General features: G+C 59.3%; 20 protein-coding genes. 9 read left to right on the top strand and 11 right to left on the bottom strand.

What is annotated here, in order from left to right; all coding sequences use genetic code 11:
- Positions 1–23 precede the first annotated feature (23 nt).
- The 3 genes from L6418_RS08760 to L6418_RS08770 all read left to right on the top strand — a co-directional run bounded on the left by L6418_RS08760 (position 24) and on the right by L6418_RS08770 (position 2,787).
- Positions 24–1,532: a 2Fe-2S iron-sulfur cluster-binding protein gene (locus L6418_RS08760; RefSeq protein ID WP_237246545.1), complete on the top strand. Its 1,509-nt coding sequence runs from the start codon at positions 24–26 to the stop codon at positions 1,530–1,532.
- A 470-nt stretch (positions 1,533–2,002) separates the two neighbouring features.
- Positions 2,003–2,161, top strand: coding sequence for a hypothetical protein (locus tag L6418_RS08765; RefSeq protein ID WP_237246546.1), 159 nt, complete (start codon positions 2,003–2,005; stop codon positions 2,159–2,161).
- The gene (locus L6418_RS08770) at positions 2,158–2,787 is read left to right on the top strand and encodes an outer membrane beta-barrel protein (protein WP_237246547.1); all 630 of its coding nucleotides are present in this window, start codon (positions 2,158–2,160) and stop codon (positions 2,785–2,787) included. Before L6418_RS08765 ends, L6418_RS08770 begins: the two co-directional genes overlap by 4 nt.
- A 60-nt stretch (positions 2,788–2,847) precedes the next feature.
- On the opposite strand, the gene L6418_RS08775 is transcribed toward L6418_RS08770, so the two are convergent.
- The gene (locus L6418_RS08775; protein ID WP_237246548.1) at positions 2,848–3,738 is read right to left on the bottom strand and encodes a DMT family transporter; all 891 of its coding nucleotides are present in this window, start codon (positions 3,736–3,738) and stop codon (positions 2,848–2,850) included.
- A gap of 98 nt (positions 3,739–3,836) precedes the next feature.
- Here L6418_RS08775 and L6418_RS08780 point away from each other — a divergent pair, with 98 nt between their 5' ends.
- From L6418_RS08780 to L6418_RS08805, 6 genes are all read left to right on the top strand, one after another.
- Positions 3,837–4,739: a LysR substrate-binding domain-containing protein gene (locus L6418_RS08780; protein WP_237246549.1), complete on the top strand. Its 903-nt coding sequence runs from the start codon at positions 3,837–3,839 to the stop codon at positions 4,737–4,739.
- 89 nt (positions 4,740–4,828) lie between these two features.
- The gene (locus L6418_RS08785; RefSeq protein ID WP_237246550.1) at positions 4,829–5,839 is read left to right on the top strand and encodes a M14 family zinc carboxypeptidase; all 1,011 of its coding nucleotides are present in this window, start codon (positions 4,829–4,831) and stop codon (positions 5,837–5,839) included.
- Entirely contained in the window at positions 5,836–6,645 is an 810-nt protein-coding gene (locus tag L6418_RS08790) for an alpha/beta fold hydrolase (protein WP_237246551.1), read from the top strand. The genes L6418_RS08785 and L6418_RS08790 overlap by 4 nt, the downstream gene beginning before the upstream one ends.
- 250 nt (positions 6,646–6,895) lie before the next feature.
- Positions 6,896–7,405 carry a peptidoglycan-associated lipoprotein Pal gene (gene pal, locus L6418_RS08795; RefSeq protein WP_237246552.1) on the top strand — a complete coding sequence of 170 codons (510 nt, stop codon included), beginning with the start codon at positions 6,896–6,898 and terminating at the stop codon, positions 7,403–7,405.
- Positions 7,357–8,688, top strand: a complete 1,332-nt coding sequence (locus tag L6418_RS08800; protein ID WP_237246553.1) for a hypothetical protein — start codon at positions 7,357–7,359, stop codon at positions 8,686–8,688. The genes pal and L6418_RS08800 overlap by 49 nt, the downstream gene beginning before the upstream one ends.
- 99 nt (positions 8,689–8,787) lie before the next feature.
- Positions 8,788–9,603: a DUF3014 domain-containing protein gene (locus L6418_RS08805; protein WP_237246554.1), complete on the top strand. Its 816-nt coding sequence runs from the start codon at positions 8,788–8,790 to the stop codon at positions 9,601–9,603.
- 180 nt (positions 9,604–9,783) lie between these two features.
- Here L6418_RS08805 and L6418_RS08810 read toward each other — a convergent pair whose 3' ends face one another.
- The 10 genes from L6418_RS08810 to L6418_RS08855 all read right to left on the bottom strand — a co-directional run bounded on the left by L6418_RS08810 (position 9,784) and on the right by L6418_RS08855 (position 19,732).
- Positions 9,784–10,224, bottom strand: coding sequence for a helix-hairpin-helix domain-containing protein (locus tag L6418_RS08810; protein ID WP_237246555.1), 441 nt, complete (start codon positions 10,222–10,224; stop codon positions 9,784–9,786).
- A 60-nt stretch (positions 10,225–10,284) separates the two neighbouring features.
- Positions 10,285–11,283, bottom strand: coding sequence for an ADP-glyceromanno-heptose 6-epimerase (gene rfaD / locus L6418_RS08815; RefSeq protein ID WP_237246556.1), 999 nt, complete (start codon positions 11,281–11,283; stop codon positions 10,285–10,287).
- A gap of 72 nt (positions 11,284–11,355) precedes the next feature.
- The gene (rfaE1, locus tag L6418_RS08820) at positions 11,356–12,294 is read right to left on the bottom strand and encodes a D-glycero-beta-D-manno-heptose-7-phosphate kinase (protein ID WP_237246557.1); all 939 of its coding nucleotides are present in this window, start codon (positions 12,292–12,294) and stop codon (positions 11,356–11,358) included.
- Positions 12,291–12,992: an orotidine-5'-phosphate decarboxylase gene (gene pyrF / locus L6418_RS08825; RefSeq protein ID WP_237246558.1), complete on the bottom strand. Its 702-nt coding sequence runs from the start codon at positions 12,990–12,992 to the stop codon at positions 12,291–12,293. The genes rfaE1 and pyrF overlap by 4 nt, the downstream gene beginning before the upstream one ends.
- Positions 12,989–14,164, bottom strand: a complete 1,176-nt coding sequence (gene lapB / locus L6418_RS08830; RefSeq protein ID WP_237246559.1) for a lipopolysaccharide assembly protein LapB — start codon at positions 14,162–14,164, stop codon at positions 12,989–12,991. The genes pyrF and lapB overlap by 4 nt, the downstream gene beginning before the upstream one ends.
- A gap of 12 nt (positions 14,165–14,176) precedes the next feature.
- The gene (locus L6418_RS08835) at positions 14,177–14,470 is read right to left on the bottom strand and encodes a lipopolysaccharide assembly LapA domain-containing protein (RefSeq protein ID WP_237246560.1); all 294 of its coding nucleotides are present in this window, start codon (positions 14,468–14,470) and stop codon (positions 14,177–14,179) included.
- A 106-nt stretch (positions 14,471–14,576) separates the two neighbouring features.
- Positions 14,577–14,864: an integration host factor subunit beta gene (locus tag L6418_RS08840; RefSeq protein WP_237246561.1), complete on the bottom strand. Its 288-nt coding sequence runs from the start codon at positions 14,862–14,864 to the stop codon at positions 14,577–14,579.
- Positions 14,865–14,873: 9 nt separating this feature from the next.
- Positions 14,874–16,580: a 30S ribosomal protein S1 gene (gene rpsA, locus L6418_RS08845; protein WP_237246562.1), complete on the bottom strand. Its 1,707-nt coding sequence runs from the start codon at positions 16,578–16,580 to the stop codon at positions 14,874–14,876.
- 181 nt (positions 16,581–16,761) lie between these two features.
- Entirely contained in the window at positions 16,762–18,726 is a 1,965-nt protein-coding gene (locus tag L6418_RS08850; protein WP_237246563.1) for a bifunctional 3-phosphoshikimate 1-carboxyvinyltransferase/cytidylate kinase, read from the bottom strand.
- 136 nt (positions 18,727–18,862) lie between these two features.
- On the bottom strand, positions 18,863–19,732 hold the full coding sequence (locus L6418_RS08855; protein ID WP_237246564.1) for a prephenate dehydrogenase/arogenate dehydrogenase family protein: 870 nt from the start codon (positions 19,730–19,732) through the stop codon (positions 18,863–18,865).
- Positions 19,733–19,734 lie beyond the last annotated feature (2 nt).

A 19,734-nucleotide genomic window follows, 5' to 3' on the forward strand; every position in this document is an offset into this window, starting at 1 on the left:
CCGTGCCGCCCGAAGGACCCCGCATGCCGCACCTACCCAATATGCTCAGCCTGTCCAGGGCTGCGCGCCTGGTGGGGGTGGACCGGATCGACCTGCAGAGGAAGATCCAGCAAGGTGCGCTCCATGCCTTCGACGGCATGGTTGACATCGAAGAACTGGTGCGCGCCTATCCCGATGTCCAGCTGGAAGATAATACCGAATACAACCGCCTGCTGCAGATCAAGGAGAAGGCGTTCGGCAAGCGCGTGCTGGAACGGATCCTGCCCAGCGCCGAGATACTGGCGGCTCGGATCGCCGAACTCGGCAAGGAGCTGGCGCATCATCAGGCACAGGCGACGCAATTCGGACGCATACTGGAACAGTTGAACGATCGATTGAATGTTGTTTGCAGGGAAGCGGAAGGCGGCATGAAGGCCGCCCTGATTGACCTGCAATCCTGGCTTGAAACGGAGGTAACAACCACCATGGCATCCGAACCCATCAATCCCTTGACGGTGCGCGACCATCTGCTGCGCGTGATGGCAGCTCATGTCACCGTGATGCCCAGCGGGCACGACTTCTTCATCGAGGGAGCAGATACGCTGCTGGAAAGCGCATTGCGCGCCGGCGTGCCGCTCGATTACGGCTGCAGCGGCGGCAATTGCGGCTTATGCAAGGCCAGGATCCTCTCCGGCCAGGTCAAGAAAACCCGCCACCACGATTATGTGCTGACCGAAGCCGAGAAGAACCAGGGCTACGTCCTGATGTGCTCGAACACCGCGGTGACCGACCTGGAGATCGCAGCGCACGTTGCAGGCAGCGTGCAGGACATCCCGTTCCAGCAGATCGCCGCCAAGGTCAAGTCGATCGCATCGATCAGCCCCGACATGGCATTGCTGCATTTGCAAACGCCCCGCACCAGCCGGCTGCGCTTCCTCGCCGGCCAGTATGTGACGCTCCGGCTGGGACAATCGCTGACTGCGCAACTGCCGATAGCAAGCTGCCCCTGCGACGAACGCAATATCCTGTTCCATGTCCGCCGCATGCACGGCAACCTCTTTTCCGATTATGTCTTCGACCGCCTGAGCAACAACGAAACGGTCGACATCGAAGGCCCGGATGGCGAATTCGTACTGCAGGAACAGACCCGTCGCCCGCTTTATTTCGTGGCCTTCAACCACGGCTTCGCTCCCATCAAGAGCCTGATCGAGCACGCCATGTCGCTCAACAAGGCCGAATCCATCGATTTGTTCTGGATCGGCTCCCACGACAGCGACATCTACCTGCCCAACATCCCGCGCGCCTGGTCGGATGCGCTGGATAATTTCCACTATGCAACACTGACAGCCGGCTACGACCTGTCGCACCTCACCGCACTGCGGGAAGCATCGTTGCTCACCCTGCTGGAAGGGATACTGCAGCGGCATCCCGAACTGACGGAAGGGGATGTCTACATTGCCGGACCGGAATCCGCCGGCAGACTCGCCGAACAGCTCTTCCTCGATGCCGGCCTGCCGAGGACGCGCGTGTTCATGACACATCGCAACCTTTGACAAGGCCGGTGTCTGTACCTCCTGAACAGGTTCCCCGCTCCACCACGGTCACCGCATGACCGCATCCTCCCGCCGCTGCGGCCCTGCCCCCCGGCGTCAGCCAGACCGATAGTCTGCAAGATGAAATTTTATTAATGCACTGCGGTTTTGCAGTCTGCTTAAATGACATCGCTCACAGGGTGTCGCGAGCGGAAACACCGTGCATAACCCCATTCGCCGTTCTGCGATGCCGGAACAAATCCCTGCTTCTCGAAAGGATGGACATCATGAATATCTTCTGTCGCCCCGGAACCGATTCATTGAGTGCAAGCCGCCTGCCCCGCGCAGCCACCATCCGTAGATGAATCATGTCAAGGTTAAGGATTTCATTGGAAGCAGCGCGGATCATTGCCTTGACGGCCGTCATCGGTTTCGTCGACGGGAATTCGAGGATCGAGGATGCGATAGCCTTCAGAAGCAGCAGTGCGCTCGTGACAACCAGGGAACACAGGGCATCCAGCGTGGCCGCCAAGGATGGCGAGGCTGCAGCAACGGCCGGGAGCACAGCCTATCTGGTCGAGGTCAGCCGCGGCAGCGACACCCGCATCGTGCTGGTCGATTCCGCCACCGGCCGGGTACTGCCGTCATGATCAAACTGGCTGCCATTCCGCTGCTGAGCGCACTCATGCTCTGCTCCGCGATGGCAGACGAGTTCGACGGTTATCCATATGCGACCGACAATGCCGGGAAATATTATTTCGCTGTCGATCTCGCATCCGCTACCTATGGCGGCTCGGTTTACCCCAGTACATCAGGATTGCGCCTTGCCGGAGGCTACAATTTCACCTCGCTGTTCTCGGTCGAGGCTGGCTACGCGATGCTGTCGAGTTCCAGCGACAACTGTGCCTATGGATGCGGCTATTACGGCGGCTACGGATATTATGGCTACGGCTATCCGGTGCCGCTGGCTTCCTACTCGTTCAATTCGTCGTCATTGCAGGTCGCCGGCATCGTCAACTTCCCGCTCAGCGATGCATTCTCCCTCTCCGGCAAGCTCGGATACGCCTACAACTCCATGAGCTATGAATCCACCGACAGCAACGGGAACAGCTTGCCCACGATAAGCGGTTCGCAATCCAATCGCCTGTACGGCATCGGGGCTCAATACAGCATGGGGGGAGGCATCGTTTTTCGCGCGCAGTACGAAGACCTGGGCAAGCTCCTGCCCGGTATCGGCATGCGGATGATGTCCATCGGCGCCATCTTCAACTTCTGAAGCCGCCCGCTCTCGTCCGGCACTCGCTGCCCCTTTGCTGGATCAGGCTGCGCCTGCCCCCTATGTGGTGGCCAGGCGCCGCGACGGGAACATCGATATGCTCACGCCGCCCAGCACCAGCAGGCCGCCGAGCAATTGCGCCGACGTCGGCAGCGTGCCCAGGAAACTGCCGACCAGCATGGCGAACACCGGGACGAGATTCAGGAAGATGGCCGCGCGCGCCGCACCGAGGCGGGCAATGCCGGCGCCCCAGAACAGGTAGGCCAGTACGGTGCCTCCGATGACCATGATGGCCATCGCGACAGCCGCCTTGCCATCGAGCGGACTCATGTGGGTCCCGCTATCGAGCGCGGCAATGACCAGCAGGAGGGCGCCCGCTGCCATCACCCAGCTGGTGTGTGCAATGGGCGAACCCTGCGGCATATAGCGACGCACCAGCACGTTGTACATCGCCCAGGACAGGTCGGCCCCCAGCATCAACAGGTCGCCCTGCGCAAAACTGAACGATTGCAGCTTGTGCATATCGCCCTGCGAGATGACGACCGCCACACCGATCAGCGCGAGGGGCAATGCAACCAGATGCCGGGCCGACAGTCGTTCGCCCAGGAACGCGACCGCGAGCAAGGCAGTGAGCAGGGGATTGGTCGCCATGATGAGCGAAGCGCTGTTGGCCGAAGTGGTGCGCAGCGCATAAAAGAAGAACAGGTTGAACCCGCAGATTCCGACCGCCCCCAGCAGCAAATATATGCCCGCGTACCGTTTCAGTGGGGCCAGCAGTTGTTCGCGGCGTACGCCGGCGATGCCGAACATCAGGGCTGCCCCCAGCACGAAGCGCATGGCTGCGGCCCACAGCGGGGGAAGATCGGCAAGAATGGGGGCGGCCAGCACGAAATTGGCTCCCCAGAAAAATGCGGAAGCGATCACCAGCAGATAGACAGTAGAGATTCTCATGGATGTTTCCAGTAAGATTAATTTGGACGGCACGACTCTAGCTGCTGGAACAGCGTGTCACAAGCTAGACTTTTTTGAGGTCACATTAAGGAAAACTAATGGCACGTCACCTTCCCCCGCTTAATGCCTTGCGCTTCTTCGAGGCTGCCGCACGGCACCGTTCCTTTGTCCGTGCGGCGGAAGAATTGCATGTCACTCCGGCTGCGGTCAGCCAGCAGATCAAACTGCTGGAAGACCATCTCGGCGTCGTCTTGTTCAAGCGCGGCAAGGCCCTCGTCCTGAACGAATCCGCTCAGGATGCGCTGCACCTGGTTTCCGACGCCTTCGACCAGCTGGAACGTGCCATGCTCCGGGTACGCTCCGGCAGCATCGCCGGCCCCCTGATCGTATCCACGCCCCCGGCATTCGCCGCGCGCTGGCTGATTCCGCGTCTGAACGATTTCTATGCCCGCTACCCGGATGTGAAGCTCCACTTGCTGGCCACCCGGCGCATCGTGGACTTTGCGATGGAAGAAGTCGACCTGGCAATCCGCTTCAGCAACAATGCGACCCAACCGGGACTGAGCGTGGAGAGCCTGATGCCGGAACGGATCGTGATGGTCGCCGCACCCAGGCTGGCGAAATCCATCAAGGTCGCGGCCGACCTGTTGCGTGCCGATCTGATCGAGGATGACTGGCACATCATGCGCGGCACTTTTCCGGAGTGGAAGACCTGGCTGGCCACCCTGGGCGTAACCGATGCTCCCTCGAACGTGCGCCGCTTCGGCGATGCGGACCTGGCGATCGAGGCGGCGGTCAATGGACTGGGAATCACATTGTCCTGGTACAGCCTGGTAGCGGCAGATATAGAATCCGGCAAGCTGCGGCAGGTACTGGACCGGAGCATCCCGACTGACCTCAGCTATCAATTGGTGATGCCCCGGAACAAGACCGTGCTGCGCAAGGTCGCGGCTTTCAGGGCATGGCTGTTCGAGCAAGCGGCTAACCAGGCAGGCGGCTGACATGCATGCGTCATCGAGAAAGGCGGCACGAGCGGAAAGATGGACATCGCCAGGTTCATGCACAATTCCGGGCACTGCCCCGGACAGCCATGGCCAGCCTGCCTGAATTAAGGGAGCTGGAAAGCATCCTCGAGCTCGGGCGAGGCCGGCTGGAGTCGCGCATCGCCTGCGAGGTGAGCGCGGGAGACCGGCGCTTCCCGGTATACCAGATCACCCTGGGCAACCCGGATCCCAGGCAGCCCTCCATCGGATATTTTGGCGGCGTCCATGGTCTGGAACGCATCGGCACGCAAGTGCTGCTGTACTTCCTGCGCAGCCTGCTCGCACGCCTGGAATGGGACAAGAGCCTGCATCACCTGTTGCAGGATGTGCGGCTGGTGTTCATGCCATTGGTCAATCCCGGCGGCATGTGGCAATCGACTCGCAGCAATCCGCGCGGAGTCGACCTGATGCGCAACGCGCCAATAGAAGCGGCCGGCGGCGTCCCCTTCCTGCTGGGAGGACAACGGATCAGCCGCCATCTGCCCTGGTACCGCGGCAGTGCCGGCGCCGAAATGGAAGCGGAAAATCTTGCGCTGTGCCGGACGGTCACCGAGGAGTTGCTCACGCACCCGTTCAGCATCGCGGTGGATTGCCACTCCGGATTCGGCGCGCGCGACCGCGTCTGGTTCCCGCATGCGCATAGCGTGCACCCGATCGACCATCTGGCCGATATCCTCAGGCTGGAAGAGCTGTTCCAGCAAACCCATCCCAACAACAGGTATCTGTTTGAACCGCAAAGCCTGCAATACCGCACGCATGGCGACGTGTGGGATTACCTGTATCTGCAATCGCAACGCGACAAGGACAAGACCTTCCTGCCCCTGACGCTGGAGATGGGCTCCTGGCTATGGGTGAAGAAGAATCCGCTGCAGCTGTTTTCCCGTCACGGCATCTTCAATCCGTCGGTCGAGCACCGCTTGCACCGGGTCTTGCGCAGGCATGCCGTCTGGCTGGACTTCCTGATGCGTGCCGCCGGCGGCCACGACAACTGGCTCGTTCAGGGCCCCACCCGGCTGCGCATGCAGGAGCGCGCAGTGGCGCGCTGGTACCGGCGATGAGCACTTGGGTCCTGCTGCGCGGCCTGATGCGCGAATCGCGCCACTGGGGCGAGTTCCCCCGGCAGCTGCATAGTGCCATGGGCATGCAGGCTGTGGTGACTCTGGACTTTCCGGGCAACGGCAGCCTGCATATGCAGACGAGTGCCCGCAGTGTGGCCGGGATGGCCGAGCATTGCCGCACACAGCTCAGGCAGCTCGGCTATCACCCTCCCTACCGCGTGCTCGCCTTGTCACTGGGTGCGATGGCTGCAGTGGAATGGAGCCGATGCCATCCCGCCGAGATCGACAGGCTGGTGCTGATCAACACCAGCCTGGCTCCATACAGCCCGTTCTATCATCGATTGCGGCCCGCCAATTATCCTGCGTTGCTCCATTTCCTGATCCATGGTTCGCCCGTCTGGCGCGAAAGACTGATACTGCAGCTCACCAGTAGACTGGAACGTTCTGCGCATCAACAGGATGAGCTGTTGCGGCAATGGGTAAGCTACGCGCAAGAATTTCCGGTCTCACGCGGCAATGTATTGCGCCAGCTGCGTGCGGCCATTTCCTACCAGGCCTCGCTCACCCCGCCCCAGGTTCCGCTATTGCTGCTGGCCTCTCAGCGTGACCGCCTGGTCGATGTGCGATGTTCGTCTGCATTGGCGCAGCATTGGGGCTGTCCGCTCCGATTGCACACAGAGGCAGGACACGACCTGCCTCTGGACGATGGCACATGGGTCGTGCGACAAATCACCGAGTGGATCGCTCGCGATGCAGGAGACGCAAACGAGGGAAAATCACTGGGTGATGCATCCGCACCTCGGTGATGCGCAATCCACTTGTTGCGGATATCCGCCGCGCAGGACTGCCCGGTCGACCAGCCCTGCTCATCGCCGGACCACAGCCCGGTTTAACCTGCGGGCCATTGTCAAAATTCCGTTAGCCGCATCGATTGCGTATTTGTAAAAAATACTTCACATACATTTATGTCAACTTAATTTGCTTCCATGCGTTGATGGTGCTGAGAGCATTCAATCTCAATTTCAACTTCACAAAATATTCACCAAGGAAATAGCCATGAAAAAAATTGCCGTCGTTCTGGCTGCATTGTTGATCGCAGCCTGCTCTTCCACCCAGAAAGCCGACACCACGCAGGCCGCTCAAACCAGCAACAAGGCAGATAACACCAAGACAGTATCCCTGTCCGCTGCTGAAGTGGCTGCAAACAAGCTGGCCGCCGAGCAACAGGCACTGCAACAGGACAGCGTCTATTTCGACTTCGACAAATATGCCGTAAAGCCCGATTATCAGAACGCGATTCAGAAACAGGCCGACTTCATCAAGGAACATAAGAACGATGTCGTCACGCTGGAAGGAAATGCCGATGAACGCGGCAGCGAGAAATACAACCTGGCCCTGGGCAGCAAGCGTGCCAATGCGGTCAAACACCGCCTGCTGTCGTTGGGTGTTCCTGCAGGCCAGATCAGAATGGTGAGCTACGGCAAAACCAAACCGCGCCTGCAGTGCCACGAAGAAAAGTGCTGGAAAGAAAACCGCAGGGTCGATTTTGCACACAAGCTGAACTGATTCAAATTGTGCATTCTGCCGACATCGTCGATAAGGTCGGCAGAATGACGCAGTTACCGACAATGACCAAGACACGCCGCTCGCCATCAGCGCCGAGCGCCGCTTCGACGAACTGCCGCCTGCCCCCATCCTTGAAAAGATCGATGACGACTGGGATCGATAATCCGCACACTCCTGGCGGAATCAGGATTTGCACGAAGGGTGCTGGGGATACCGCCACGGTGCGCAGATGCTTCATCGACCGCGCGCAGAAGCTCGGCCTCGATGCCTGCCTGGAAACGATTGAAGCACCGGATGGGTCATGCATCACTTTCCGGCTGGCACCGAAACTGCTGCATGCCTGGATGCCTGGGTACGATACATTGGAGCTATGCACCCAACTCCGCCTCGACTCCCATAGCAGCAATACCGGTCTGGAAAAGGAAATACTGCTGGCCATGCTTGCCGGGCCGGTCGTGTTCGAATACCCGAATTATCCTGAACTTGCGGCTTCCGTGCGCATCCGCCAGAACATCGTCAATGCCTCGCGCCGTACCGCACTGTCGTTCCACACCAGCAAGATCGAAAGACCGGTGGATTACTGGACTTACAGCGAGGAGACCGGCTTCACTGTATTGCCGGGCAAGCCGCTGATCGAGGCTTTGCGCAAGGCAACTCAACCGGAGGTGTCTGGCGAGCTGTACGCCTTTTCATGTTACCGCGCGACCGAATATGTGATCCTGCTGGGCCTTGCGCAGGAACTGGCCCACAGCAACCCGCTGCTGCTTGATCGGCTGCAACGCCAATGGGAATCGCGCGCCATCATGTCGCGCCAGTTCCACGATGTCTTCACGCGCGAGGTCGGCTCCATGAGCGAGCCGCTGCCGGAGAAATATTACGTGCCGGGAGACCGCCTGTGGTTCCGCAATCCGGACCAACGCTCCGCCGATGTCATCGGATACGAAGGTTCCTGGGTGATCTATCTCGGCGCCGGCCTGTTCACCAATTTCTGGAACCCGGCCAGTCCCTATTCCATCGATTCGAAATGCATCGAGATCTACCATTGGCGCGACGGGGTGTATCTCGATGGCGATGGCAATATGCAGATGGATGAATCCATGGTCGCGGAGCACGTTCGCGCGACGATGCAGGATCCGGACAAAATGGAGGATATCGTTGGCCGGATGATGAAGCTGCGAGACCCGCCGGATGTCTACGCGGATGGGGGCTGCATCGATGCATCACGCGAATACCCGCGTTGGGTGTGCCCGGATAGCGCGGACCTTGTATTACCTCCAGAATAGTTCAGAATCCGCATTACTACAAAGCAAGGCATTGCCTCAGTTGCCTGCGCAAGTATGGACCGCAACCTGGGTTGGAAAATTTCAAAGTGGAGATAGAACATGGATAAGAAAATGTTGTTCGTGATCGCTACGCTGGTGCTGCTGGGTGGGGCTTACGCATCGTATCTGTTCTGGCAATACAACCATCCGAAGCCGGAAATCGGCCAGGCAACCAAGGCTCCACCGCCCCCTCCTGCCGCCCCCCCGCCTGTAGTGGCGAGCCAGGCGAACGAGACCCTACCGCCGCCGGCCCCTCCTCCCCTGCCGTTGCTGGCCAAAAGCGACAGCTTTGTGCTCGATGCCCTGGCCTATCTGGTGGACAACAAGAACCTGATGAAGCTGTTCCATACCGAGCAGGTCATACACAACATGGTGGCGACCATAGACAGCCTGCCGCAGCAGCGTGTTCCCGCGAACATCATGCCATTCGACCAGGTGGCCGGACATTTCGCCACCGCCGGCGCCGAAGACAGCCTGACCATCAGCCCCAGGAATGCGGCACGCTACATTCCCTACGTAAAAATAGCCGAAGCCGTCGATAGCAGGAAACTGGTCGAACTCTACGTCCGCCTCTATCCACTGTTCCAGCAGGCATACGAAGATCTCGGCTACCCGGGCCAGAACTTCAACGACCAATTGACCGAGACGCTGGACGATCTGCTGGATACCCCGAATGTGAAGGAGCCGGTCAAACTGGTTCAACCCAAATATTTTTACCAGTATGCCGATCCCGATATCGAAGCCCTCTCCATCGGGCAGAAGATCATGATCCGCCTGGGCAGCAAGAATGCGAAACTGGTCAAAAACAAACTGCTCGAAATAAAACAGGAGATCGCACTGCACGAGCAAGACCTGAAAGCCGGAAAGGCCCCCTGAGCGAGACGCCGGCAATCGCTCAATGCTGCAGCAACCGCACCCCATGGAATTCAAGAGGCCGGTCGGTCTTCGCCCAAGCCGTACCGCGCGAATGCGCGTTCCATATCCTCAAGAAGCAACAAGCCCGTCCGGCTCCACGCTGGACGGGCTTGTCTGGACTGCAGCAGCAGGCAGCTCTGCCTATTTCTTGTCGCCTGACTTGCCTTCCTGATCGGCCTTCTGCCTGGCTTTCTTTTCAGCCTTCTTCGCTTCCCTGGCTGCCTTCTTTTCCGCTTTCTTGCTGGCCTTTGTTTCGTCTTTCGCGGCGGCAGGCTTGGTTTCCTTCTCGGCTTTCTTGTCGGCTTTTTCTTCCTTGTTCGCGCTGCTTGCACCGCTTACGGAAAGCTCGGAACGCATCTTCGCGACCGTCTTGTCGCCGAAACCCTTGACGTTCTTCAGGTCGTCCACGCTCTTGAACGGGCCGTTCTTGGTGCGATAGTCGATGATCGCTTGCGCCTTGGCCGGGCCGATGCCTTTGACCGCATCCAGTTCCTCCTTGCTTGCGGTGTTCAGGTTGACTGCAGCGAACGCCATGCTGGTGAATGCAAAAAACAAGGCCAGTACCGACAATATCTTCTTCATGCTTTTCTCCTTTTCACGATAAATGAAACATGCTGCCCATCAGGAACACAGCAACCCGCATCATGCAGAGCGCTGCAACAATTGATGCACATAGCGCCCCGTTCCCTGCTCCACGTTCAGGAACGGCTGCTCATAGCCGATCTCGCGCAATGCGGAGATATCGGCCTGGGTGTAGCTCTGATACTTTCCTTTCAGCTGCTCAGGGAACGGGATGTAACGAATGAGCTGCTGCTGGTGCATCTGCTCCAGCGTCAGCACAGCATCACCATTCGCCGCACGCAAAGTGTTGATCGTCGCCACGGCAACATCGTTGAAGCTCTGCGCCTTGCCGGTACCCAGGTTGAAGATGCCGGATTTGCCCGGGTGATCCAGGAAATGCATATTGACCTTGACCACATCCTCCACCGAGACGAAATCGCGTAACTGGCCGCCGTTGGCATAGCCATCGCAACCCTCGAACAGTTTCACGAAACCGTCTGCGCGATACTGGTTGAAGAAATGATAAGCCACCGAGGCCATGCGCCCCTTGTGCTGTTCGCGCTGGCCATAGACGTTGAAGTAGCGAAAACCGGCGATCTGCGAGGTCCGGTTGGCCCAACGGCGGCGCACCACCTGGTCGAACAGGAATTTAGAGTAGGCATAGACGTTGAGCGGAGACTCGAACTCCCGGCTCTCCTTGAACACACCGCCGCCGCCGTACACCGATGCGGAAGAAGCGTACAGGAAAGGCACCTCCTCGCTCTGGCAATGGTTCAGTATCTCCAGCGAATAGCGATAGTTGTTCTCCATCATGTAGCGGCCGTCGGTCTCCATGGTGTCGGAACACGCACCTTCGTGCAGCACCGCAGCAAGGATGCCATCGAAGGTCCCTTCCTGCAGCATCCCGACGAAATCTTCCTTGTCGATATAATCAGCGATCTCGCAATCGGTCAGGTTCCTGAACTTGTCGGCGTTTCGCAAATTGTCGACTGCAATGATATTGGTATCGCCGCGCTCATTAAGCGCCTTGACGATATTCGACCCGATAAATCCGGCGGCGCCGGTGACTACGTAGTACATATTCGACTCCTTGATTGGATGGATCCGGGGAAGGGGAAAACCAGCGCCCTGCCCCGTTCTCTTCTTGCTTGCCTATTCCCCAATGTCCTTAACGATCTCATCGCGCGAAACGACCGCCGTGCCCAGCTTGCCCACGACGATGCCCGCCGCCCGGTTGGCGATACGTACAGCCTCGACCATATCCGCACCGCTCGCCAGCATGACCGCCAGCGTCGCGATGACGGTGTCGCCGGCACCACTCACGTCGAACACCTCGCGGGCACGGGTCGGTTCGTGCAGCACATCCTGCTTGCGGAACAGCGACATCCCCTCCTCGCTGCGCGTGACCAGCAATGCGTCGAGGTTCAGCTCCATCCGCAACTTCTGTGCCTTGGCACTCAGCTCCGCCTCGTCCTTCCAGCCGCCCGCCACATCGCGGAATTCGCTCCGGTTAGGCGTGAGCAGGGTCGCGCCCTGATAGCGCGCATAGTCGTCCCCCTTGGGATCGACCAGTACCGGCTTGCCTGCCGCGCGTGCCGATTTGATCATCTCGGCGATATGCGCCAGCCCGCCCTTGCCGTAGTCCGATAGCACCACCACATCGGCCTGCGGCAGCTTGGCATGAAAGTCGGCCAGCTTGGCATTCAACACCTCGTGGCTGGGCGGCGTCTCGAAATCGATGCGCAGCAATTGCTGGTGACGGGCGATGGCGCGCAGCTTGACGATGGTTGAAATGGTTGCATCGCGGTGCAGCAGCGCTTCCACCCCGCCTTGCTCCGTCAGCAATCGTTGCAGGCAATCTCCCGCCTCATCCGCGCCGACCACCGACAACAAGGTGCAGTGCGCTCCGAGCGAGGCGATGTTGCGCGCCACGTTGGCGGCGCCGCCGGGGCGCTCGTCCACTTTGCTGACTTTCAGCACCGGCACCGGCGCTTCCGGCGAGATGCGTGTCACGTCACCGAACCAGTAGCGATCGAGCATCACGTCGCCAACCACCAGAACTCTCGCCTTATCGAACGATGGCAGCTTCATGCCATGTCTCCTATCTCACTCAAAATATCCTGCAATGCCCGTAACGGATCGGGAGCCTGGGTGATCGGACGTCCGATCACCAGGTAACTGGAGCCAGCCTCCAGCGCAGCACGCGGGGTCATGATGCGCGACTGGTCGTTTGCCGCGGCATTCGCCGGGCGTATGCCGGGCGTGACCAGGCAGAAAGCCTTGCCGCATTGCTTGCGCAATACAGGCGCTTCCTGCGCCGAACACACTACGCCATCCAGGCCGCTGTCATGCGCCAACCCTGCCAGCAGCGGCACCATCTGGGCCGGGCTGGCATTGATGCCGATGCCATGCAGATCCTCCTGCGCCATGCTGGTAAGCACGGTCACGGCAATTAACCTGGGCCGATGCACGGCATTCGCCAATGCTTCGCGCGCCGCATCCATCATGCGCTTTCCGCCCAATGCGTGCACATTCACCATCCACACCCCCATGGCCGCGGCGGCCTTGCATGCCTGGGCCGTGGTGTTGGGGATGTCATGGAATTTGAGATCAAGGAACACTTCGAACCCGCGTTGCTGCAACTGCTCGACCAATTGCGGACCGGCCGCAGTGAACAGTTCCTTGCCCACTTTCACACGGCATAGCGACGGCTCCAGACGCTGCGCCAATGCCAGCGCGGTCTGGGCTTGGGGGAAATCCAGGGCAACGATAACTTTGGGATCGCTCATATCGCAACTCCGTTCTCTTCGCTGCGTCTGGGGGAATAACTTTCCCAGCTGTGGCATGCCGGGCAATGCCAATAGAACTGGCGCGCCTTGAATCCGCAATGTTTGCAGCGGTACATCGCCAGTCCGCGCGTACGCTGATAGATCAGGTCTTTCACCAGTTCGAGGTCGGCACGGCGCTCCCCGGCAATATCCAGCAGCCGCGCTTCCAGCAGCTTGTCCAAGCCCAGCAGGGTCGGATTCCGTTTCAGTTCGTTGCGCACCATCAGGTAAGCCGCTTCCGCCCCGTCGCGCTGGACGAGGACGGCAAACAGCACATTCATCAGGTCCAGCGAAGGATATTTCTGCAGATACCCCTGCAACAGTGCCACGCCGGCAGCTTCATCGCCGTTCTGGCGGTACGCCTGGAGCAGGCGTTCGGCCACCAGCGGCAGGTATTGCGCATCCTGCTGCTCCACCCGTTTCCATATATCGATGGCCTGGGAGGTTCTGCCCGCGGCCAATTCGATATCCCCCAGCATGATGCTGGCGCGAACGCTCTGCGGATTGACGCCAAGCGCCTGTTCCAGATGCACCACGGCGGCATCTGTCTGCTTGGCAGCAAGCTCGCTTGCCGCCAGTTCGCAATAATAGAAAGCCGCTTCCTTGCTGTGCTGCTCTCCGGTCAGTGCAGTCAGTCGCTGACTGATGTCGATGGATTTGAGCCAGTCTTTTTCTTTCTGGTAGATCTCCAGCAGGAAATCGAGCGCTTCCTTTTCATAAGGTGTGCCGTGCAACCCCTGGAACGCAGCTTCGGCCCGATCCAGGATGCCCGCCTTCAGGTAATCCTGCGCCAGTTCGAACAACGCCTGCTGCTTCCGGTCCTCCTCCAGGTCGGCGCGCTCGACCAGGTTGAGGTGCATGCGAATGGCGCGATCCACTTCGCCGCGGCGACGGAACAGGCTGCCCAGTGCGAAGTGCAATTCGACCGTCTGCGGATCGACCTTGACCACTTCGATGAAAGCCTCGATGGCCTGGTCCTGCTGTTCGTTCAGCAGGAAATTGAGTCCCTGGAAATACGAACGCGGCAAGGCGCTGGACTCGGTGATCAATTCCTTGATGTCGATGCGTGCCGCCAGCCAGCCCATGCCGAAAAAGAGCGGGAATACCAGCAACATCCACGGTTCAAAATCCATTAGTGCAATATCTCAGAGAGGTTGAATAGGCGAGCGTTGCGCGTCGATTTCCGACAGTTTGTTCTTCAGTTTCAACTCGCGCCTGACGGCCGAGAGTTCGCCGCGCTGACGGAACAGTGTTGCCAGCATGGCCAACAGGCCGACTGCCACGCCGAGCGCAAAGAAACACAGCAGCACTACCACCAGCGAAGTCTGCCATTCATAACCGAAGAAATAACGCAGCACGACGGGTTGGTCGTTCTTGACCGCAAATCCCAGCAACAACAGGAACAGCATGACACGCAGCAACCAGACCAGGTATCGCATGATGATTTTTTCACCCGAAAAACGGTGCGCAACGATAGCACGAACAGATAAAAAATTGGCGGCACATCTTGCGATAGGCCGCCAATCGGATCACATCAGAACTGCATCAGGCAGAAGGATAATCCACCCGCTCGCGCAGTTCCTTGCCAGCCTTGAAATGCGGGACGTACTTCGCAGGTACCTGAACCTTGTCGCCGGACTTGGGATTGCGTCCTAGGCGCGGCGGCCGGTAGTTCAAGGCAAAACTGCCGAAGCCGCGGATCTCGATACGTCCACCGCGCGCCAGGGTCGCCGACATGCTGTCCAGAATCACCTTCACCGCCAGCTCGGCATCCTTGCCGAGCAGCTGCGTGTAACGATCCGCAAGCCTGGCGATAAGGTCAGAACGTGTCATCTCCGCTCCTTATTGCGCTTCAGCCTTGCTGGAATCCAGTTTTGCCTTGAGCAAGGCGCCCAGATTGGTCGTACCCGCACTGCTGGTGTTTTCCGCAGCGAACTTCTGCATCGCCGCTGCCGTGTCGGCCTTGTCCAGCGCCTTGATCGACAGGTTGATGCCGCGGTTCTTGCGGTCCACGTTGATGATGACGGCCTTGACGGTATCGCCTTCCTTCAGGTGGTTGCGGATGTCTTCCACGCGGTCGGCGGAAACTTCGGAGGCCTTCAGGTAGGCTTCCACGTCGCCTTCCAGCATCACTACGGCACCCTTGGCATCCAGCGACTTCACGGTACCGGTAACCACAGCGCCTTTGTCGTGGCCGGAAACGTAGCCGCCGAACGGATCACCTTCCAGTTGCTTCACGCCCAGGGAGATGCGCTCGCGCTCGACGTCGATGGCCAGAACCAGCGCTTCCAGTTCGTCGCCCTTCTTGTAGTTGCGCACGGCTTCTTCGCCGGGGATGGACCAGGACAGGTCGGACAGGTGCACCAGACCGTCGATGCCGCCTTCCAGGCCGATGAACACGCCGAAGTCGGTGATCGACTTGATCGCGCCCTTAACCTTGTCGCCCTTCTTGTGGTTCAGAGCGAAATCGTCCCATGGATTGGACTTGCACTGCTTCATGCCCAGAGAGATACGGCGGCGCTGCTCGTCGATCTCGAGGATCATCACTTCGACTTCGTCGCCCAGGGCAACAACCTTGGAAGGATGTACGTTCTTGTTGGTCCAGTCCATTTCGGACACGTGCACCAGACCTTCGATACCTTGCTCGATTTCCACGAATGCACCGTAGTCGGTCAAGTTGGTCACCTTGCCGAACAGGCGTGTGCCTTGCGGGTAGCGACGTGCCAGACCGTTCCACGGATCGTCGCCCATCTGCTTGATGCCCAGCGAAACGCGGTTCTTTTCCTGGTCGAACTTGAGAATCTTGGCTTCGACTTCGTCACCGACAGACAGCACCTCGGACGGATGCTTGACGCGGCGCCATGCCAGATCGGTGATGTGCAGCAGGCCATCGATACCGCCCAGGTCGACGAACGCACCGTAGTCGGTGATGTTCTTGACGATACCCTTGACGATCGCGCCTTCTTTAAGGTTTTCCAGCAGGGACTCGCGGTCGGCACCCTGCGATGCTTCCAGCACGGCGCGGCGGGACACCACCACGTTGTTGCGCTTGCGATCCAGCTTGATGACCTTGAGTTCCATGGTCTTGTTTTCGTACGGCGTGGTGTCCTTGACCGGGCGGGTATCCACCAGCGAACCGGGCAGGAAGGCACGGATGCCGTTCACCATGGCAGTCAGGCCGCCCTTGACCTTGCCGCTGACGTAACCTTCAACGATGCGGCCTTCTTCCATCGCCTGTTCCAGATCGATCCAGGCTGCCAGGCGCTTGGCCTTCTCGCGCGACAGGCGCGTTTCGCCATAACCGTTCTCCAGCGATTCGATCGCTACAGTGGTGAAGTCCCCGGCCTTGACCTCGATGTTGCCCTGGGCATCCTTGAATTCTTCAACGGGAATAAAACTTTCGGATTTCAATCCGGCGTTCACCACAACCACGTTCTGCTCGACGCGAACGACTTGGGCGGTGATCAATTCGCCTGCGCGCATTTCCTTGCGGTTCAGGCTCTCTTCAAACAGGGAAGCAAAACTTTCCATATCAGCTACTGCAGTCATTTTGGTATACCTTGAGGACAATCCCGTGATGAGCGGGGGTTAGTTAGTCAACCCAGACAGAAAGGCTCTATCTGGACTCCTGCGGGCAAATGAAATCACCCGCCTTTGAAACAACGTGCCAGCTCCCTCACCTCAATCCCCTCCCGCATGCGGGCGAGGAGGTAAACGTGCTTCGCGTGTTTCACTTCACCGCACGGTAGCGACTTAGCACTTCCTGGACTGCCTGCTCGATGTTCAGCGGGGTTGTATCCAGCAAGCTCGCACCTTGCGCCTGTTGCAAAGGAGCCACGCTACGTTGAGTATCTCGCTCGTCGCGCGCCCGTATATCTTGCAAAAGGGCGGCGATATTAGCACTCATCCCTTTTTCTTTCAACTGTTTATATCTGCGCTCTGCGCGCGCTTCCGCGCTGGCGGTCAGGAATATCTTCAGCACCGAGTCGGGGAATACCACCGATGCCATGTCGCGCCCGTCCGCCACCAACCCAGGCGCACGGCGGAATGCCCGTTGTTTATCCAGCAAGGCCGCGCGCACCTTGGGCAAGGCCGCAATTCTGGAAGCCGCCGCCCCGGCTTCCTCGGTACGCAATTCGTCGCCTACTTTCACCCCATCCAGCCAGATACCCTCACCCTCAAAGCGGATATCCACCTGCCCGGCCAGTTCTGCCAATTTGTCTTCCGCTTCCAGGGCAATGCCGCGCTTCTGTGCCGCCAGTCCCAGCAAACGATACAAGGCACCGCTGTCCAGATAATGCATACCCAAAGCCGTCGCCACGCGTTGCGCCACCGTGCCCTTGCCGGAGGCAGACGGACCGTCGATGGCGATGACCGGCACGGCCTGCGTCACTTTGGCAAACTCGGCGAAATATTCGGGGAAGGTCTTGGCGACACACTTCGGATCGTTGATGCGCACACCGGCACCGCCAAACGCTGCCAGCGAGAAGCACATCGCCATGCGGTGGTCATCATAAGTGTCGATGGCAGCATGTTTGATCCGTGCAGGCGGCGTGATGCGAATGTAATCCGCACCTTCTTCCACTGTTGCTCCTACCTTGCGCAATTCGGTTGCCATCGCCGCGATGCGGTCGGTTTCCTTCACGCGCCAGCTGGCGATGTTGCTCAATCTGGTCGTGCCGTCGGCAAACAGCGCTGCCACGGCCAACGTCATCGCAGCATCGGGGATGTGGTTGCAGTCGAGGTCGATGGCTTTGAGTTTGCCGCTCGCGGGCGCATGTACCTCCATCCAATTCTCACCCTTCTCAATTCGCGCACCCATCCGACTCAATTCATCAGCAAAACGCACATCGCCTTGTACACTGACACGCCCCACGCCTTCGATGCGCACCGGCCCGCCGCCAATAGCGCCAGCTGCTAAGAAATATGAGGCGGACGAAGCGTCGCCCTCCACGTAAATCGTGTCGGGACTTTGATAACGCTGCACGCCGGGCACAACACAATGTTGCCAATCCAGCTCACCCTCAACAATTGACCACGGCCATACCTTGACGCCGAAGTGCGCCATCATCGCCAACGTGATCTTGATGTACGGTTTTGAAATCAACTCGCCCACCACTTCGATATTCACAGCCTTCCCGGTCAGCGGTAACGCCATCAACAAGCCAGTGAGAAATTGACTAGACACATCACCGCGCACTTTCACCGTGTCGCCCACCAATTTGGCGGGAGAAATCTGCAACGGCGGAAAACCTTCATTGCCCAGATAGCGGATGTCCGCGCCGAGTTGGCGCAATGCATCTACCAGGTCGCCAATAGGACGCTCATGCATGCGTGGCACACCGGACAACTCATAGCTGCCGCCGGACAAGGCCAATGCGGCTGTCAGAGGGCGGAATGCGGTACCTGCATTGCCAAGGAATAACTTTGCCTGTTTAACTGGAAAGTTCCCGCCGCAACCGGTTACGCGATAGGCATTGTCACCTAGCGACTCCACCACAACACCCAGCGTGCGCAGCGCATCCAGCATGCGCTCAGTATCGTCCGAGTGCAGCAGGTCGCGCACTGTCGTCGTGCCTTGCGCCAGCGCCGCCAGCAACAACACACGATTGGAGATACTCTTGGATCCGGGCAGACGCACGGTGCCGCGCGCAGACATCAAAGGAGGCAGTTCAAGGAATTCAGAATGAGTCATGTTGCACTTTCAAGATTCCGTCATTCCGGCGCAGGCCGGAATCCAGACATTAAAATCATTCCCCGCAACGCGGGACAAAACCAAAAGCATATTTAATAAAGCCGCTGGATTCCGGCTTGCGCCGGAATGACGCAACTTATTGTTGCGTCCAGGCACTGCGCACTTTGCGCGCTTCGCTGAAAACCTCCTCCAGCTTGGCGGCATCGCTCTGCTCCAGCGCCTGGTAGAGCACATGCAATTCATTGGCATATTGCAGCAGCTCCCGCAGCATCGCATCGCGGTTGGCGAGGCAGATGTCGCGCCACATTTCCGGTGAACTGGCAGCGATACGGGTGAAATCGCGGAAGCCGCTGGCGGCGAACGAGAGCAACTGGTCGCGGTTGTCGCGTTGCGCCAGATCATGCACCAGCGCAAACGACAGCAGATGCGGCAGATGGCTCACCGCCGCGAACACCGCATCGTGCTGCTGCGGAGTCAGCTCGCTGACCACCGCACCGCACCACTCCCATGCTTTGCGCACGCGTGCCACAGATTCTCCGGGGTTTTCCGGCAAGGGCGTCAGCACCACTTTCTTGCCTTGGTACAAATCGGCTTGCGCCGCAGAGGCCCCGCTCTTCTCCGCGCCGGCGATGGGATGGGCTGGAATGAACTGCGGCAGCTTGTCACCCAGATTGGCCCGAGCTGCCGCGACCACATCGCCCTTGGTGCTGCCGCCGTCGGTGACCAGCGTATGCGCACCGAGATGCGGAGCGATGCGAGCGAAGATTTCGCCCATCTGCGCCACAGGGGTGGCAAGCAGCACCAGATCGGCATCGCCCACTTCGCCGGCGATATCGCTGCCGATACGGTCCACGATGCCCAGCTGCATGGCCTGTTCCAGCGTCGCGGTACTGCGCCCGAAGCCGACCACTTCGGACACTGCTCCCGCCTTGCGCAAAGCCAGAGCGAACGAGCCGCCAATTAACCCCACGCCGAATATGACGACCTTGCGAAAGGCTGGCTGCATGG

Source organism: Sideroxyarcus emersonii, assembly GCF_021654335.1.
GTDB classification, from domain to species: Bacteria; Pseudomonadota; Gammaproteobacteria; order Burkholderiales; family Gallionellaceae; genus Sideroxyarcus; species Sideroxyarcus emersonii.

Bases quoted from the DNA above. Each gene is read 5' to 3' on its own strand.
- L6418_RS08760 (WP_237246545.1), top strand. From the start codon at position 24: ATGCCGCACCTACCCAATATGCTCAGCCTGTCCAGGGCTGCGCGCCTG.
- L6418_RS08770 (WP_237246547.1), top strand. From the start codon at position 2,158: ATGATCAAACTGGCTGCCATTCCGCTGCTGAGCGCACTCATGCTCTGC.
- L6418_RS08775 (WP_237246548.1), bottom strand. From the start codon at position 3,738: ATGAGAATCTCTACTGTCTATCTGCTGGTGATCGCTTCCGCATTTTTC.
- L6418_RS08780 (WP_237246549.1), top strand. From the start codon at position 3,837: ATGGCACGTCACCTTCCCCCGCTTAATGCCTTGCGCTTCTTCGAGGCT.
- L6418_RS08785 (WP_237246550.1), top strand. From the start codon at position 4,829: ATGGCCAGCCTGCCTGAATTAAGGGAGCTGGAAAGCATCCTCGAGCTC.
- L6418_RS08790 (WP_237246551.1), top strand. From the start codon at position 5,836: ATGAGCACTTGGGTCCTGCTGCGCGGCCTGATGCGCGAATCGCGCCAC.
- pal (WP_237246552.1), top strand. From the start codon at position 6,896: ATGAAAAAAATTGCCGTCGTTCTGGCTGCATTGTTGATCGCAGCCTGC.
- L6418_RS08805 (WP_237246554.1), top strand. From the start codon at position 8,788: ATGGATAAGAAAATGTTGTTCGTGATCGCTACGCTGGTGCTGCTGGGT.
- L6418_RS08810 (WP_237246555.1), bottom strand. From the start codon at position 10,224: ATGAAGAAGATATTGTCGGTACTGGCCTTGTTTTTTGCATTCACCAGC.
- rfaD (WP_237246556.1), bottom strand. From the start codon at position 11,283: ATGTACTACGTAGTCACCGGCGCCGCCGGATTTATCGGGTCGAATATC.
- rfaE1 (WP_237246557.1), bottom strand. From the start codon at position 12,294: ATGAAGCTGCCATCGTTCGATAAGGCGAGAGTTCTGGTGGTTGGCGAC.
- pyrF (WP_237246558.1), bottom strand. From the start codon at position 12,992: ATGAGCGATCCCAAAGTTATCGTTGCCCTGGATTTCCCCCAAGCCCAG.
- lapB (WP_237246559.1), bottom strand. From the start codon at position 14,164: ATGGATTTTGAACCGTGGATGTTGCTGGTATTCCCGCTCTTTTTCGGC.
- L6418_RS08835 (WP_237246560.1), bottom strand. From the start codon at position 14,470: ATGCGATACCTGGTCTGGTTGCTGCGTGTCATGCTGTTCCTGTTGTTG.
- L6418_RS08840 (WP_237246561.1), bottom strand. From the start codon at position 14,864: ATGACACGTTCTGACCTTATCGCCAGGCTTGCGGATCGTTACACGCAG.
- rpsA (WP_237246562.1), bottom strand. From the start codon at position 16,580: ATGACTGCAGTAGCTGATATGGAAAGTTTTGCTTCCCTGTTTGAAGAG.
- L6418_RS08850 (WP_237246563.1), bottom strand. From the start codon at position 18,726: ATGACTCATTCTGAATTCCTTGAACTGCCTCCTTTGATGTCTGCGCGC.
- L6418_RS08855 (WP_237246564.1), bottom strand. From the start codon at position 19,732: ATGCAGCCAGCCTTTCGCAAGGTCGTCATATTCGGCGTGGGGTTAATT.